This is a genomic window from Pseudomonas sp. ATCC 13867 (assembly GCF_000349845.1).
Taxonomy (GTDB): domain Bacteria; phylum Pseudomonadota; class Gammaproteobacteria; order Pseudomonadales; family Pseudomonadaceae; genus Pseudomonas.
On the sequence record NC_020829.1, the window covers coordinates 2850766 to 2866184 of the forward strand.

Annotated in this window: 13 protein-coding genes; 10 read left to right on the plus strand and 3 right to left on the minus strand. The window is 67.8% G+C overall.

Annotation, left to right across the window (positions count from 1 at the left end; translation table 11 throughout):
- Position 1: 1 nt before the first annotated feature.
- Positions 2–982, minus strand: a complete 981-nt coding sequence (locus H681_RS12765) for a quinone oxidoreductase family protein (protein ID WP_015477281.1) — start codon at positions 980–982, stop codon at positions 2–4.
- A 380-nt stretch (positions 983–1362) separates the two neighbouring features.
- Positions 1363–1605 (minus strand): hypothetical protein, encoded by a 243-nt coding sequence (locus tag H681_RS12770; protein ID WP_015477282.1) that lies wholly within the window; start codon positions 1603–1605, stop codon positions 1363–1365.
- Positions 1606–1782: 177 nt separating this feature from the next.
- On the opposite strand from H681_RS12770, the gene H681_RS12775 reads away from it, so the two are divergent.
- Genes H681_RS12775 through H681_RS12795 form a run of 5 tightly spaced genes read left to right on the plus strand, consistent with a single transcriptional unit; the run spans position 1783 to position 8338 of the window.
- A complete protein-coding gene (locus H681_RS12775; protein ID WP_015477283.1) occupies positions 1783–2784 on the plus strand; it encodes an HlyD family efflux transporter periplasmic adaptor subunit in 1002 nt (333 codons plus the stop codon).
- Entirely contained in the window at positions 2784–4568 is a 1785-nt protein-coding gene (locus tag H681_RS12780) for an ATP-binding cassette domain-containing protein (protein ID WP_015477284.1), read from the plus strand. The genes H681_RS12775 and H681_RS12780 overlap by 1 nt, the downstream gene beginning before the upstream one ends.
- Positions 4565–5695, plus strand: coding sequence for an ABC transporter permease (locus H681_RS12785; protein ID WP_015477285.1), 1131 nt, complete (start codon positions 4565–4567; stop codon positions 5693–5695). Before H681_RS12780 ends, H681_RS12785 begins: the two co-directional genes overlap by 4 nt.
- Before the next feature lie 5 nt (positions 5696–5700).
- Positions 5701–6804, plus strand: a complete 1104-nt coding sequence (locus tag H681_RS12790; RefSeq protein WP_015477286.1) for an ABC transporter permease — start codon at positions 5701–5703, stop codon at positions 6802–6804.
- Positions 6805–6814: 10 nt separating this feature from the next.
- Positions 6815–8338 carry an efflux transporter outer membrane subunit gene (locus tag H681_RS12795; protein WP_015477287.1) on the plus strand — a complete coding sequence of 508 codons (1524 nt, stop codon included), beginning with the start codon at positions 6815–6817 and terminating at the stop codon, positions 8336–8338.
- Here H681_RS12795 and H681_RS12800 read toward each other — a convergent pair.
- Entirely contained in the window at positions 8335–8958 is a 624-nt protein-coding gene (locus H681_RS12800; RefSeq protein ID WP_015477288.1) for an eCIS core domain-containing protein, read from the minus strand. The genes H681_RS12795 and H681_RS12800 overlap by 4 nt on opposite strands.
- Positions 8959–9234: 276 nt before the next feature.
- Between H681_RS12800 and H681_RS12805 the strand changes: the two genes are divergently transcribed.
- The 5 genes from H681_RS12805 (at position 9235) to H681_RS12825 (ending at position 15310) form a co-directional block, all read left to right on the plus strand.
- Positions 9235–9651 (plus strand): YybH family protein, encoded by a 417-nt coding sequence (locus H681_RS12805; RefSeq protein ID WP_015477289.1) that lies wholly within the window; start codon positions 9235–9237, stop codon positions 9649–9651.
- A complete protein-coding gene (locus tag H681_RS12810; RefSeq protein ID WP_015477290.1) occupies positions 9648–10133 on the plus strand; it encodes an AAA family ATPase in 486 nt (161 codons plus the stop codon). Before H681_RS12805 ends, H681_RS12810 begins: the two co-directional genes overlap by 4 nt.
- 48 nt (positions 10134–10181) lie before the next feature.
- A complete protein-coding gene (locus H681_RS12815; RefSeq protein WP_015477291.1) occupies positions 10182–11120 on the plus strand; it encodes a class I SAM-dependent methyltransferase in 939 nt (312 codons plus the stop codon).
- A 228-nt stretch (positions 11121–11348) separates the two neighbouring features.
- Positions 11349–12998: a VRR-NUC domain-containing protein gene (locus H681_RS12820; RefSeq protein WP_015477292.1), complete on the plus strand. Its 1650-nt coding sequence runs from the start codon at positions 11349–11351 to the stop codon at positions 12996–12998.
- Entirely contained in the window at positions 12995–15310 is a 2316-nt protein-coding gene (locus H681_RS12825; protein WP_015477293.1) for an ATP-dependent DNA helicase, read from the plus strand. Before H681_RS12820 ends, H681_RS12825 begins: the two co-directional genes overlap by 4 nt.
- Positions 15311–15419: the final 109 nt, after the last annotated feature.

Genomic DNA, 15419 nt, shown 5'->3' on the forward strand with positions numbered 1-15419 from the left:
CTCAGATGACGAAGATCGACGAACCGGTGGTCTTGCGCGACTCGAGGTCGCGGTGGGCCTGCACGGCATCCTCCAGCGCGTAGTGCTGGTTGATCTCGATGCGGATGTCGCCATTGCCGACGTGGGTGAACAGCTCATCCAGCAGCGCGGCCTTCTCCACCGGGTCGGCGATGTAGTCGGCCAGCGCCGGGCGGGTGAGGAAGATCGAGCCCTTCATCGCCAGCAGGACCGGGTCGAACGGCGGGATCGGCCCGGACGCGGTGCCGACGCAGACCATCAGGCCACGGCGTTTGAGCGAATCCAGGGAAGACATGAAGGTGTCCTTGCCGACGCTGTCGAACACCACGTCGACGCCGCGCCCATCGGTCAGCTCACGCACCCGTGCGGCGACGTCTTCACGGCTGTAGTCGATGACCTCGGAGCAGCCGTGGGCCAGGGCGACCTGGGCCTTGGCTGCGCTGGAGACGGTGCCGATCACCCGCAGGCCGAGCAGACGCGCCCACTGCGAGACGATCAGGCCCACGCCACCGGCGGCGGCGTGCAGCAGGATGCTGTCGCCACGCTTGAAGTCGTGGATGCGGCGCATCAGGTAGGCCGAGGTCAGGCCGCGCATGGTCATCGCGGCGGCGGTTTCGAAGGCGATGCTTTCGGGCAGGCGGATAAGCGGCGCAGCGGGCACCAGGCGCTCGGTGCTGTAGGCGCCCAGGGTATTGATGAAGCCGGTGTAGGTGACGCGGTCACCGGGCACGACGTTGTGCACGCCCTCGCCCACCGCCACCACCACCCCGGCAGCCTCGACGCCCATACCGCTGGGCAGGGGCACCGCGTAGGTCCCATTACGGAAGTAGGTGTCCGCGTAGTTCAGCCCTACGGCAACGTGGCGCAGGCGAACCTGCCCCGGGCCGGGATCGCCGACCTCCACGTCCTCGTAGCGCAGAACTTCGGGCCCTCCTGTCTCATAGAAACGAACGGCTTTGGCCATGCCGGATTCTCCTGTCTGTCTTGTTTTTTTAAAGGGCGGATGCCCGTGAATTGGACTCTAGGGAGAGGGCCGGAAAGCCGCTTCACATCGAACGACAGGGGCTTTTCATTTCATGACAGGACGGTGGCGCCACTCATCGGGCACGCGCTGCGACCGGCGCCAAGGTGCGTTCACTGGGGGAGGACAGCCAATGGGAGGATGCGGAGATGCCAGGACTCATCGCACTGCTGCTGGCGGGCGTAATGCATCGGTTCAGTTGTAGGAGCGAGCCTGCTCGCGAACCGCCCAGCGCCGGAGCTGCCGGTAGCGCTTCTTCGCGAGCCAGGACTGGGCGTCCCCCTCGCTCCTGCGAAAAGCCCACCCGTTCGCGCTTATACGCCCTACGGATGCTGCTTGCGCAGGCAAGCCATCGCGATGAAGCGCGCCGACACCATCGCCAGCAATCCGAGCCCGCCGAAGAGCACGATGGTCACCATGCCTTCGTGGCGGGCCAGGAAATCCGTCAATGCGGCCAAGCCGATGGCCAGGACGAACATCACCATGCCGAACCACTGCATCAACTGCGCACGACGCAGGCAGGCGGACTGTTTGACGGCCTGAGAACTCTCCATTTGATCGTTCATGACAGCGCTCCCGTTGAGGTGGCCCCTCCACGCTAACAGCAATCCCGAGCCACGGCCGTGCAACTGACGAAACGTGATCCAGGCCCTCTGCGACGCACCGTAGCGGCGTTTTTGCTGCTCTGCGGGCGAATAACTGACTATCCTTCACCGGGCTGTCACGAAACAGGGAAGGTCTTCATGCCGAAGAAGCTGTTGCTGGTCGTCGTTCTGGTGCTGTTGCTGGGGGGTGGAGCATGGTGGTACCTGCAGTCTCGCGAAGGTGAGGAGCAAGGGCTGGTGCTCTACGGCAACGTCGATATCCGCCAGGTATCGCTGGCCTTCATCGGCAGCGAGCGCATCGCGACGATGAATGTCGAGGAAGGCGACGTGGTGAACGCCGGCGACGTGCTGGCCAGCCTCGACACCCGCACCCTGCGCCTGCAGATCGACAAGGCCCGGGCGCAGATCGCCGCCCAGGAGCAGAACCTGCTGCGCCTGAAGAACGGCTCGCGCCCCGAGGACATCGATCGTGCCCGCGCCCAGGAGCAGGCCGCACGCGCCCAGCTCGACCTCGCCAACACCCAGTTGCGCCGCCTGCAGAACATCCGCGCCAACAGCCCCGGCGGCCGCGCCGTGAGCCAGCAGGACATCGACAGCGCCACCTCCCAGCAGAAGGTCGCCCAGGCCCAGTTGGAAGATCGCCAGAAAGCCCTGCGCCTGGCCCGGATCGGCCCGCGCACGGAAGACATCGCTCAGGCCGAGGCGCAACTCGCCGCCGCCCGCGCCGACCTCGCCCTGCTCCAGCACAACCTCGACGAAGCCGACCTCAAGGCGCCACAGAACGCCACCGTGCGTTCGCGCCTGCTGGAACCCGGCGACATGGCTTCGCCGCAGCGCCCGGTGTACGCCCTGGCGCTGACCGACCCGAAATGGATTCGCGCCTACGTCAGCGAAACCAACCTGGGGCGGATCAAGCCGGGCATGAAGGCCCGGGTCTTCACCGACAGCCACCCGGACCAGGCCATCGACGGCCACGTCGGCTTCATCTCCTCGGTGGCCGAGTTCACGCCCAAGTCGGTGCAGACCGAAGAGCTGCGCACCAGCCTCGTCTACGAGGTGCGCGTGCTGGTGGCCGACCCGGACAACCGCCTGCGTCTGGGCATGCCGGCCACGGTGCGCTTCGCCGACGAGCCGCGCTGATGGCGCCTGTTCAGGGAAGCCGCAACGAAGGCCCCGTCATCCGCGCCGAGGGCCTGGCCAAGCATTTCCTGGTGAAAGAGTCGGGCAAGACGGTACAGGCGCTCAGGGACATCAGCCTGGACATCCCGCGCGGCCAGCTCACCGCACTGGTCGGCCCCGATGGCGCCGGCAAGACCACCTTCCTGCGCCTGGTCGCCGGGCTGCTGCAGGCCGACGCCGGCACGCTCTCGGTGCTGGACCTGGACGTCCACGCCCACCCGCAGCAGGTGCAGGACCGCATCAGCTACATGCCGCAGCGCTTCGGCCTCTACGAAGACCTCAGCGTCCAGGAGAATCTCGACCTCTACGCCGACCTGCACGGCGTACCGCACCAGCAGCGCGTCGAGCGCTACCAGCGCCTGCTGGAGATGACCGACCTGGCGCGCTTCACCGAACGCCCGGCGGGCAAGCTCTCCGGCGGCATGAAGCAGAAGCTGGGCCTGGCCTGCACGCTGGTGCGCTCGCCGGACCTGCTGCTGCTCGACGAGCCTACCGTCGGCGTCGACCCGCTGTCGCGCCGCGAGCTGTGGGAGATCATCCAGCAGTTGATCGAGCAGGAGCAGCTCAGCGTGCTGGTCTCCACCTCCTACATGGACGAGGCCGAGCGCTGCGCCGAAGTCTTCCTGCTGCACCAGGGCCAACTGATGGCCCAGGGCGACCCGGCGTCGATCCGCCAGCACGCCGACAACCTCTGCTTCATCGCCACGCCACCGCCGGACGAACCCGCGCGCACCCTGCAGGCGCGGCTGCTGGAGGATCACCGGAACATCGTCGATGCCGTGCCGCAGTCCGGCGAGGTGCGCTTCATCCGTCGGCCCGACGCCGACCGGGAGAAACTCGAGCGGATGCTCAACGGCGCGCCGGTACGCCAGGTGGAGGCGCGCCTGGAAGACGGCTTCATGTTCCTGCTGCGCGCCCGCAGCGACGCCGAGGCGGTGGACATGGAGTCGCTCAAGGTTGGCACGCATCGCCATGCCGACAACGAAACGGTGATCGAAGTGAAGGATCTGGTGCGCAAGTTTGGCGACTTCACCGCCGTGGCCAGCACCAGCTTCAGTGTGCGCCGCGGGGAAATCTTCGGCCTGCTCGGACCCAACGGCGCTGGCAAGACCACCACCTTCCGCATGCTCTGCGGCCTGCTGCCGGCCACCAGCGGCACGCTGCAGGTCGCCGGGGTCAACCTACGCCACGCGCGGGCCCAGGCGCGACGCAAGGTTGGCTACGTGTCGCAGAAGTTCTCCCTCTACGGCAACCTCTCGGTGGCCGAGAACCTGCGCTTCTTCGGCGGCGCCTATGGCCTTGGCGGCAAGCGCCTGGGTCAGCGGATGGACGCGGTGTCCCGGCAATTCGACCTCAGCGGCCAGGAAGATGCCCCCAGCGGCCAGTTGCCCGGCGGCTTCAAGCAGCGCCTGGCGATGGCCGTCGGCCTGCTCCACGAACCGGAAATCCTCTTCCTCGACGAGCCCACCAGCGGCGCCGACCCCCTCGCCCGCCGCGGCTTCTGGCAGCGCATCACGGCGCTGGCGGCGTCCGGTACCACCATCATCATCACCACCCATTTCATGGAAGAAGCCGAGTACTGCGACCGCATCGTCATCCAGGACGCCGGCCGGCTGCTGGCGATGGGCACCCCGCGGGAAGTGCGCGAGCAGGCCGGCGGCCAGGGCAGCACGCTGAACATGGAGCAGGCTTTTATCGAAATCGTCGAAAGCAACCGCCATCAGGCCAAGGCGGGCGCGGCATGAGCGCCGGTGGCTTCTGGCGGCGCCTCGCCTCGCTGACCCGCAAGGAAGTGCGGCAGCTGGTGCGCGACCGCAGCAACCTGCTGATCGGCATCGGCCTGCCCATCGCGCTGATCCTGATCTTCGGCTACGGCCTGTCGCTGGACGTGAAGCGCGCCCTCGTCGCCATCGTCCTCGACGATCCCTCGCCCATCGCCCGTGACGTGGCCGCCAGCATCAGCCGCACCGACTACCTGGTGCCATACCCGGTACGCTCCTTCGCCGAGGGCGAGGCGCTGATGAAGTCCCGCGAGGTGGACGCGCTGGTGCAGGTACCCTCGGACTTCACCCGCCGCTTCAGCGACGGCAACGCGCAAATCCAGGTGCTGGTGCAGGGCTCGGACGCTACCCGCGCCGCCAGCGTCGCCACCTACGTCGGCAGCGCCCTGGCCGGCTGGGGCGAGAAGCAGGCCGCCCGCAGCGCCGGCGCCCAGAGCCAGGGCGGCGCCGTCACCATCGTCCAGCGCATGTGGTTCAACGCCGCCAACACCAGCACCTGGTACCTGGTGCCGGGGCTGATCGTGCTGATCATGACCCTGGTCGGCGCCTTCCTCACCGCCCTGGTGATGGCCCGCGAATGGGAGCGCGGCACCCTGGAGGCGCTGTTCGTCACGCCGGTGCGGCCGGTGGAAATCCTCCTGGCGAAGATCATCCCCTGCTTCGGCATCGGCATGATCGGCCTCGCCCTGTGCCTGCTCGCCGCGCGCATCCTGTTCGACGTACCGCTCTACGGCTCCTTCGTCGTGCTGGTGATCGCCTCGATGCTCTACATGCTGGTGGCGCTGGGCATCGGCCTGCTGATCTCGGCGGTGACCAAGAACCAGTTCCTCGCCAGCCAGATCGCCCTGCTCGCCAGCTTCCTGCCGGCGATGATGCTCTCGGGCTTCATCTTCGACCTGCGCAACGTGCCCACCGCGATCCGGGTGATCGGCAATCTGCTGCCGGCGACCTACTTCATGGAACTGGTGAAATCCCTGTTCCTGGCCGGCGACTTCTGGCCGATGATCCTCAAGAACTGCGCCATCCTCGCCGCCTACGCCGTCGCCCTGCTGGGCCTGGCGCGGATGGTGACGCGCAAGCGGCTGGACTGACTCGCATGGAATTTCTCTGGCGCATCCTCAACCTGTGGCGCAAGGAACTGCTGGTGATCCTCAAGGACCCGGCCAACCGCATCGTGCTGGTGGCACCGGTGCTGATGCAGAGCGTGCTGTTCGGCTACGCGGTGACCTTCGATCTCAACGACGCGCCCTACGCCCTCCTCGACCTGAGCCACAGCGAATCCTCCACCCGCCTCGCCTCGCGCCTGGACGGCAGCGGCATCTTCCACCGGGTGGCGACGCTGACCCGAGTCGAGGAAATCCAGACGGTGATCGACGAGCAGAAGGCGCTTTTGGTGATCCACATCCCGTCGGACTTCCAGACCCGCCTGGCGCAGGGCGAGCCGGCGCCGATCCAGGTCATTCTCGACGGGCGCAACTCCAACACCGCAGGCTCCGCCGCCGCCGGGCTGGCCGTGGTGGTCGGGCAGTTCAACCAGGAACAGGGCCTGGTCGCGGCGCCCATCAGCGTGGTCAGCCGCTCCTGGTACAACCCCAACCTGGAGACCCGCTGGCCACTCATCCCGGCGCTGATCGCCACCCTGAGCATGATGCAGACGCTGATGCTCACCGCACTGTCGGTCGCCCGCGAACGCGAACAGGGCACCTTCGACCAGTTGCTGGTGACGCCCTACACGCCGCTGGAAATCATGCTTGGCAAGGCCATCCCGCCGACGCTCATCGGCCTGGCGCAGGCCACTCTGGTGCTGCTGATGGCGCTGTTCTGGTTCGATATCCCCATGGCCGGCTCGCTGCTCGATCTGTATGGCGGGCTGGCGGTCTTCACCGTGGCCTGCGTCGGGCTGGGCATGTCGATCAGCGCCGTGTCGCTGAACATGCAGCAGGCGATGCTCTACACCTTCGTGCTGATCATGCCGCTGACGCTGCTCTCGGGCCTCGCCACGCCGGTGCGCAACATGCCCGAGTTCCTGCAGGTGGTGACCTACGCCAACCCGCTGCGCTTCGGCATCGACCTGATCCAGCGCGTCTATCTCGAAGGCGCGACCCTGGCCGACGTCGCCTTCAACCTGATCCCCATGCTGGTGGTGTCCGCCATCACCCTGCCGCTCGCCTCGTGGCTGTTCCGCCACCGGCTGGCGTGAGAGAACGCCCATGACCCGCGCCCTTGCTCCCCTCGCCTGCTGCCTGATCCTGCTCGGCGGCTGCGCCGTCGGCCCCGACTACCAGGCACCGAAAACCCGGAGCCCGGCCGACTGGCAGGCGGCCCATTCCGGCGAGGCGGCGCTGCCGCCTGCCGCCGGTACCACCCAACTCGCCGAGGACTGGTGGACACTGTTCAACGACCCGGTACTGAACAACCTGCAGCGCCGTGCGGACAAGGCCAGCCCCGACCTCAACACTGCCGTGCTGCGCTTCGCCCAGAGCCGCATGCAGCGGCAGATGGTGGCCTCCCAGCGCGGCGTGGATGTCAACGCCCAGGCGGCGGTCAATCGCCAGCGCATGAGCGAGAACGGCGCCAACGCGCTGATGATCCAGCGCATCGCGCCGGGCGCGAACAGCGAAGAAATCAGCAAGATCCTCGCCGAGCCCTTCACCCTCTACCAGGCCGGCTTCGACGCCTCCTGGGAACCGGACCTGTGGGGCCGCATCCGTCGCTCCATCGAATCCGCCGATGCCAGCGTGGCGGCGCAGGCGGCGATGCTCGACGAGGTGCGCCTGGGCGTCGCGGCGGAACTGTCCCGCGCCTACTTCGAGCTGCGCGGCGTGCAACAGCAGATCGCGGTGACGCGCCAGGACCTGGCCGCCACCGAGCAATCCCTGCAACTGATCCAGGTGCGCGCCGACGGCGGCCTGGTGGACGACTTCGACGTCGAACGCCAGCGCGGCCAGCTTGCCGACCTGCGCTCGCGCCTGCCGCAACTGCTGGCCAGCGAAAGCGCCGCGATCAACCAGGTCGGCGTGTTGATCGGCGCCGAGCCCGGCAGCCTGCGCGACGACCTCAAGCCAGTGGCGCAAGCCGAACCGCAGACGCCCGACCTCAGCCTCGGCCTACCCTCGGAACTCGCCCGCCGCCGCCCGGACATCCGCGCCGCCGAAGCCCAACTGCATGCCGCCACGGCCAATATCGGCGTGGCGGTGGCCGATCTCTACCCGGCCATCCGCCTGGGTGCGCGTTTCGGCTTCGAATCCACCGAGGACGGCCGTATCAGCGACTGGGGCAGCCGCAACTGGAGCGTGGGGCCGAGCCTCTCCGTGCCGATCTTCGACAATGGCCGGAGGCGCTCCAGTATCAACCTGCGCAAGCTGGAACAGCAGGAAGCCGCCGTGGCCTACCAGCAGACCGTGCTCAAGGCCTGGCAGGAAGTCGACGACGCCTTGAGCCAGTACGGCGCCGAACGCCAGCGCAACCGCCAGTTGCAGGACAAGCAGCGCAGCACCGACATCGCCTACGGCATGGCCAGGGCGCGCTACGCCGGCGGGATGACCGACTTCCTGGTGGAACTGGACGCCCAGCGCGCCTACCTGCAATCGCGCCGCGACCTGGTGGACAGCGACACCCAGCTGCGCCTGACCCTGATCGCCCTGTGCAAGGCCTTGGGCGGCGGCACGCCGCCCCCGCAAGCCCGTCGCGACGAGCCCCCCGCGGCGGAAGCGAAAGAAACCGCCAGCCGCTAGTGCGGCGCGGCGGCCGTCAGGCGGCTGTCGCGCAGGTCCCTGGCCACCCGCAGCTGCATCTCGTAGGCCGGCGCCTCCACGGCGTCGAAGTCCTCGCTGTAACGGTTGGCGAAACCCTGCACGCCCCACTCCTGGTACTGCTTCACGTGCCACAGTTCGTGGGCCCAGAGGGCGACGTTGGTCTGCGCGTCCTCCTCGCTGCGAAAGACGATCACGTCCACCAGGGTGACGGCCTCGGTGTCGGGGTTCTGCATGATCGTCTGGGCGGCGTTCAACTCGTCCAGCGCGCCGGTGGAATAGCGCGCCGCCATCAGCACCTCGTCGGGGAAATAGGCCTGCAGCTGCGCGCGGATTTCCAGCGGGACCGGCAGGGTGCCGCCCTGCTCCGCCTGGTCGCGGGACTGCTGCAGCCAGACGCCCAGCGCCTGGCCGGCCATCTTGCGGGTATCGGCGATCACCGGGCCGAGCACGGCGCCCAGGTCCGGCAGGCAGACGCAACTGTCCAGGCAGACCTGGCGCTGCCCCTGCGGGCAGGTCGCGGCAGGGGTTTCGACGGACACGACCAACCCGGCGAGCAGCGCCAGTGCGCGCAGGATGCGGGTCGGAATGGGGGATGGCATGTGGGGAGGCTCCGCTGCAGCGTGGAGAAAGACATGTCGGTTGGACCGCGTTGCGGCGCGATCATGCCATGCCGCCGGCACAAAAAGAGCACTGGCGCGACGGATGAAACTTCTGCTAGCTTCATGCCCCATGAATGCCGCCAACCGCACCTTCCAGCAGATTATTACCACCATCGCTCCGATGGTGGGTTAGCGCATTCGAAGCGACAACCAAACCCGCCTCCCGGCGGGTTTTTCAATGCCCGCCGTCCGAGGCTCCCGATCGAGGAGATACCGATGGCCCCGGCATTCCCCGCAGCCCTCCACCCTGGGCAGCATCCCCTGCAAGCACTCATCCAGGCCGCCGACGAGGCCATCGGTCGCGAGGACTTCGACGCGCTGCTGGCGTTCTACACCGACGACGCCCTGCTGCTGGTCAAGCCCGGCCTGCTGGCGCGCGGCAAGGCCCAGATCCGCCAGGCCTTCGTCGCCATCGCCGAACATTTCGACCATGACTTGCGGGTGCGCCAGGATCGCCTGGAAATCCTCGAAGCCGGCGATACCGCGCTGGTGGTCGCGCAGACCCTGCTCGACACCCGCCACGGCACGCTGAGCCGCCGCGCCACCTACGTGTTCCGCCGCGAAGCCGACGGCACCTGGCGTTGCGCGGTCGATAACTCCTACGGCACCGACCTGCTGGAGGCGACACCATGAGTACGGGCACTTTGCACCTGCTGTGTGGCAAGGCGGCGTCGGGCAAGTCCCGCCTCGCCCGCGAACTGGCCGAGGCGCCGGGCACCGTGATGCTGGCCGAGGAACAATGGCTCGCCGAGCTCTTCCCCTGGGGCATCAGCAACCCCGACGACTACCAGCTCTACGCCCGCCGCGTGCGCAAGGTCATGGGCCCGCACGTGGTCGGCCTGCTGCGCGCCGGCACCAGCGTGGTGCTGGACATCCCCGCCAACACCCTGGCCGACCGCCGCTGGCTGATCGACCTGGCGCAGCAGGCCGGCGCCGCGCATTGCCTGCACTTCCTCGATGTCGACCCGGCCACCTGCCGCAGCCGCCTGCTGGCCCGCCACGCCCTGGCGCCCCTGGCCGCGCCGCTGGACCCGGCCGGCTACGAGGCGCTCAATCGCTACTTCGTCGCCCCGCGCCCGGAGGAAAAACTGCAAGTGCAGCGCCACGGCGCCTGAGCGCGTAGAATCGCCGCCCCGATTTGCTCCAATCGCCTGACCGGAAAGATGAACGCCGAAGCCATCGCCACCCTGCGCGAGCAACTGCTCGCCGCCCTGAACCCCGCCCCTGCGGAAACCCGCCGCCTGTTCCACGGCCGCGGCCGCCGCTGGCCTGGGCTGGAGCAGGTGACGGCCGACTGGCTGGAAGGCGTGCTGCTGGTGTCGTTGTTCCGCGAGCCCGTCGAAGACGAGCTGAGCGCGCTGCGGGCGATGCTGTTGGAACTGGCACAGGGCGACATCTGGCGCGCCACCGGCGCCCGCAGCCTGATGCTGCAGCACCGCTACACCCTGGAAAGCACCATGGAAGTGCTCCACGGCGAAGCCTTCGACGGCTGGCAGATCAGCGAGCATGGCCTGCGCTACCAGCTGGACCTGGGCCGCAAGCAGAACAACGGCCTGTTCCTCGACATGCGCTACGGCCGCCAGTGGGTGCAGGCCAACTCCGCAGGCCTGCGCGTGCTCAACCTGTTCGCCTACACCTGCGGCTTCTCCGTGGCAGCAATGGCCGGCGGCGCGCAGAAGGTGGTCAACCTCGACATGGCCCGCGCCGCGCTCAGTCGTGGCCGCGACAACCACCGCCTGAACGGCCACGACCTGTCGAAGGTGAGCTTCCTCGACCACGACCTGTTCAAGTCCTGGGGCAAGGTGAAGAAATCCGGCCCGTACGACCTGATCATCATCGACCCGCCGAGCTTCCAGAAAGGCAGCTTCGTCCTCGACAAGGACTACGCCCGCGTCCTGCGTCGCCTGCCGGAACTACTGGACGGCGCCGGCAGCGTGCTGGCCTGCGTGAACGACCCGGCCGTCGGCATGGACTTCCTCCTCCAGGGCATGGCCGCCGAGGCGCCGCAGCTGCGCTTCGTCGAGCGCCTGGAAAACCCGCCGGAATTCGCCGATATCGAAGAAGACAGCGGGTTGAAGGCGCTGGTGTTCCGGCTGGACTGACCCGTACCGCCCCATCGCCGGCACTATGCCCCTGTAGGAGCGAGCTTGCTCGCGAACCCCGCTTCACGCCGGGCCATGCGGTGCAATGCGGTTCGCGAGCAAGCTCGCTCCTACGAAGAGCAGCCCGCAGCCATGTAGGCAATCTCCCGATGAAAGGCCGTGCCAACCCTTGCGGCCAGGCCCCCATCACGCCATCCTTGCCACTGTATGTAAAACCAGTGCCTGCCGATGTCCGTGCCGCTCGACCCCAGCCTCTACTACCTGACCAACTTCCACCGCGCCCTCGACTGGATCGACGAACGCTACGCCGACCTGCTCGACGCCGAGGAAGCCCGGTTCATCGCCGATTTCCGCGCGCTGCCGTTGCCGTCACGGGCGTTGCTGGTGCGGCTGGTGATGCGCAAGGGGCCACACTTTCGCGCCGGCAAGCTGAGCTACGCGGAGATCGGCGACATCCCCAGCGCTGCCGCGCCGCTGCTGGAGCTGGGCTGGCTCGATAACGCTTACCCGCTCACGCTGGAAGAGCTGCTGTCACTGCTGCTCAAGGACGAACTGCTCGCGCGTTTTCGCGATGACCTGCCGCGCGGCGCGCTGAAGAAGGCCGAACTCTACGAGCACCTGCACGCCTACCACGAGCAGGTGCAGCCCTTCGCCGGCTGGTACCCGGAGCTCGACCAGCTCTACACGCTGATGGTGACGCCGCTATGCGACCGCCTGCGCCTGCTGTTCTTCGGCAACCTGCAGCAGGACTGGTCCGAATTCGTCCTCGCCGACCTCGGCATCTTCCGCTACGAGACCGTGTCCTTCACCGCCGATTCCCGCGCCTTCCGCCGCCGCAATGACCTTGAGGCCTACATCCACCTGTGGAACGGCGCGGTGCGCTTCGAAACCGGCGAACCCATCGCCGAGCTGCTGGCCGAACTGGGTGACTTCCACAGCGACAACAGCTACCTGCAAGCCCGCCACGACCGCCTGCTGTACCGCATGGCCTACCAGCTGGAGCGCGAAGGCGAGCTGGACGCCGCGCTGGCGCTTTACCAACGCACCGCCGCCGGGGGCTCGCGGCAACGGCAGATTCGCGTGCTGGAACGCCTGCAACGCTTCGAGGAAGCCCATGCGCTGGTGCAAGCCGCCCTGGCCGCGCCGGAAAGCGACGGCGAGCTGCAGTTGGTCGAGCGCGCGCTGACCCGGCTGGTCCGCCAGCTCGGGCTGCCGAAGGAAAAAGCCGCCAAGGCTGCGCCGCCGCTGCGCATCGACCTGGAGATGCAGCGCCCGGACGTCAACGTCGAATTCGCCGTGCAGGCCGTGCTTCACGAGGACGAAGCGCCGGTGCACTACGTGGAGAACGCGCTGATCTGCAGCCTGTTCGGCCTGCTCTGCTGGGAAGTGATCTTCGCCCCGCTGCCCGGCGCCTTTTTCCACCCCTTCCAGGTCGGGCCCAGCGATCTCAACCGCAGCGACTTCGTCAGCCGCCGCGCGGAAGCCTTCGCCGCACGCCTGGCGTTGCTGGACAGCGATGCGTACCTGACGGCGATCCGCGAAACCTGGGCCGCCAAGACCGGCATCCTCTCGCCCTTCGTACACTGGGAGCTGCTCGACGAAAACCTGCTGGAGCAGGCCCTGCACTGCCTGCCGGCGGCCCACCTGAAGCTGTGGTTCGAACGTCTGCTGGCCGACCCGAAGACCAACCGCGCCGGCATGCCCGACCTGATCCAGTTCTGGCCTGGCGAGGCGCGCTACCGGATGATCGAGGTAAAAGGCCCCGGCGACCGCCTGCAGGATAATCAGAAGCGCTGGCTGGCCTTCTGCGCCGAGCACGGCATGCCGGTGGAAGTCTGCTACGTACGCTGGCAGGGCGAGGCGGACGGGCCCGCATGAGCTACGCCATCGCCGTGCGCGCGCTGTGCGAATTCACCGCCAAGGAAGGTGACCTCGACCTGCGCTTCACCCCCGCTCCCACGGCTCAGGAAGGCATGGCCGGGCACGCCACGGTGGTCTCCCGCCGCGGGCTGGGCTACATCGCCGAACTGCCGTTGCGCGGCGAATACCCGGGGTTGGTGGTCAGCGGCCGCGCCGACGGCTACGACCCGAACGAAAACCTGCTGGAAGAGATCAAGACCCATCGCGGCGACGTCGCACGCATCCCGCAGAACCACCGGCTGCTGCACTGGGCGCAGGTGAAGGTATATGGCTGGCTGCTCTGCCAGACCCTGGAGATCGACGCCATCGACCTGGCCGTCGTCTACTTCAACGTCATCACCCAGAAGGAGACCGAGTTCCGCGAGCGCTTCGCCGCCGAGGACCTGCGCGCCTTCTTCGAGCTGCAATGCCAGCGCTTCGTGCAATGGGCCGAGCAGGAAAGCGCCCACCGCGTCGAGCGCGACCAGGGGCTGGAGACGCTGCGCTTCCCCTACGCCGATTTCCGCCAGGGCCAGCGCATGCTCGCCGAGTCGGTGTACCGCGCCGCCCGTGACGGCCAGACGCTGATGGCGCAGGCCACCACCGGCATCGGCAAGACCCTCGGCACCCTGTTCCCGCAGCTCAAGGCCTTCCCCGGCCAGCAACTGGACCGCTTGTTCTTCCTCACTGCCAAGACTCCCGGCCGGCGCCTGGCGCTGGACGCCCTGGCGACCCTGCGCCAGCAGGAGGCCGCCCAGCCGCTGCGGGTGCTCGAGCACGTCGCCCGCGACAAGGCCTGCGAGCACCCGGACAAGGCCTGCCACGGCGAGTCCTGCCCGCTGGCCAAGGGTTTCTACGACCGCCTGCCCGCCGCCCGCGAGGCCGCGCTCAAGCAGTGCTGGCTGACCCAGGAGGCGGTGCGCAAGGTGGCACTGGAGCACCAGGTCTGCCCCTACTACCTGAGCCAGGAGCTGTGCCGCTGGTCCGACGTGGTGGTCGGCGACTACAACTATTACTTCGACATGACCGCCCTGCTCTACGGCCTCACCGTGCTCAACGACTGGAAGGTCACCCTGCTGGTGGACGAGGCGCACAACCTCATCGAGCGCGGCCGCGGCATGTACAGCGCCGAGCTGGACCAGGGCGAGTTCAACGCCCTGCGCAAGGTCGCCCCGGCCAAGCTGAAAAGCGCGCTGGAGCGCGTCGGCCGGCACTGGAACCAGCTGCACCAGGACCAGGATGTGGAGTACCAGATCTACCCGACCATCCCCGACCTGTTCATCGCCGCGCTGCAGAAGGCCGTCAGCGCCATCACCGACCACCTCACCGACCAGCCCACCGGCAACGAGGCCGAGCTGCTGCGCTTCTACCTCGACGCCATGCTCTTCTGCCGGCTGGCCGAGGCCTACGGACCGCACTCGCTGTTCGACATCACCCGCCACGACGTCAGCGCACGGCGCGTGCTTTCGACCCTGTGCCTGCGCAACGTGGTGCCGGCGCCCTTCCTCGCCGAGCGCTTCAAGGTGGCCCACAGCACCACGCTGTTCTCCGCCACCCTGACCCCGGCGCACTACTACGCCGACCTGCTCGGCCTGCCCGAAGACACCGGTTGGCGCGAGGTGGAGTCACCCTTCCACGCCGAACAGCTGGAAGTCCACGCGCTGAGCAACCTGTCCACCCGCTACCAGCACCGCGAGGCCAGCCTCACGCCGATCAGCACCCTGATGGCCCGGCAGTTCCGTACGCGGCCCGGCAATTACCTGGCCTTCTTCAGCAGCTACGCCTACCTGCAACAGGCGCTGGACCGCTTCACCGCCGAGCACCCGGACATCCCGCACTGGGCACAGTCGCGCAGCATGAATGAACTGGAGCGTCAGGCCTTCCTAGACCGCTTCACCACCGGCTCGCGCGGCATCGGCTTTGCCGTGCTCGGCGGTGCTTTCGGCGAAGGCATCGACCTGCCGGGTGAGCGCCTGATCGGCGCCTTCATCGCCACGCTGGGCCTGCCGCAGGTGAACGAGGTGAATGAAGAAATCAAGCAGCGCATGCAGGGGATGTTCGGCGACGGCTACGACTACACCTACCTGTTCCCCGGCTTGCAGAAGGTCGTCCAGGCGGCGGGCCGGGTGATCCGCACACCGACGGATTCGGGGGTGATCTACCTGCTCGACGACCGCTTCAACCAGCCGGCGGTGCGGCGGTTGCTGCCGGGGTGGTGGAAGCCGGAGCGGCTGAAGTTCATCGCCGATCCGCCACGCTCGAAAGCGCCGCAGGGGTATCTGCTGCTGTAACCGCTTGCATGCGCCATTCCCTGCTTCGCGATGGGCGTTGTGCCGTGCGATTCGCGAGCAAGCTCGCTCCTACGAAGAGCGCGCCGATGGCCACCTGTAGGAGCGAGCT

Excerpts from the sequence above, each read along its gene's own strand:
- H681_RS12805 (WP_015477289.1), top strand. The coding sequence starts at position 9,235 with ATGGCCCCGGCATTCCCCGCAGCCCTCCACCCTGGGCAGCATCCCCTG.
- H681_RS12815 (WP_015477291.1), top strand. The coding sequence starts at position 10,182 with ATGAACGCCGAAGCCATCGCCACCCTGCGCGAGCAACTGCTCGCCGCC.
- H681_RS12825 (WP_015477293.1), top strand. The coding sequence starts at position 12,995 with ATGAGCTACGCCATCGCCGTGCGCGCGCTGTGCGAATTCACCGCCAAG.
- H681_RS12800 (WP_015477288.1), bottom strand. The coding sequence starts at position 8,958 with ATGCCATCCCCCATTCCGACCCGCATCCTGCGCGCACTGGCGCTGCTC.
- H681_RS12785 (WP_015477285.1), top strand. The coding sequence starts at position 4,565 with ATGAGCGCCGGTGGCTTCTGGCGGCGCCTCGCCTCGCTGACCCGCAAG.
- H681_RS12780 (WP_015477284.1), top strand. The coding sequence starts at position 2,784 with ATGGCGCCTGTTCAGGGAAGCCGCAACGAAGGCCCCGTCATCCGCGCC.
- H681_RS12770 (WP_015477282.1), bottom strand. The coding sequence starts at position 1,605 with ATGAACGATCAAATGGAGAGTTCTCAGGCCGTCAAACAGTCCGCCTGC.
- H681_RS12765 (WP_015477281.1), bottom strand. The coding sequence starts at position 982 with ATGGCCAAAGCCGTTCGTTTCTATGAGACAGGAGGGCCCGAAGTTCTG.
- H681_RS12810 (WP_015477290.1), top strand. The coding sequence starts at position 9,648 with ATGAGTACGGGCACTTTGCACCTGCTGTGTGGCAAGGCGGCGTCGGGC.
- H681_RS12790 (WP_015477286.1), top strand. The coding sequence starts at position 5,701 with ATGGAATTTCTCTGGCGCATCCTCAACCTGTGGCGCAAGGAACTGCTG.
- H681_RS12820 (WP_015477292.1), top strand. The coding sequence starts at position 11,349 with ATGTCCGTGCCGCTCGACCCCAGCCTCTACTACCTGACCAACTTCCAC.
- H681_RS12795 (WP_015477287.1), top strand. The coding sequence starts at position 6,815 with ATGACCCGCGCCCTTGCTCCCCTCGCCTGCTGCCTGATCCTGCTCGGC.
- H681_RS12775 (WP_015477283.1), top strand. The coding sequence starts at position 1,783 with ATGCCGAAGAAGCTGTTGCTGGTCGTCGTTCTGGTGCTGTTGCTGGGG.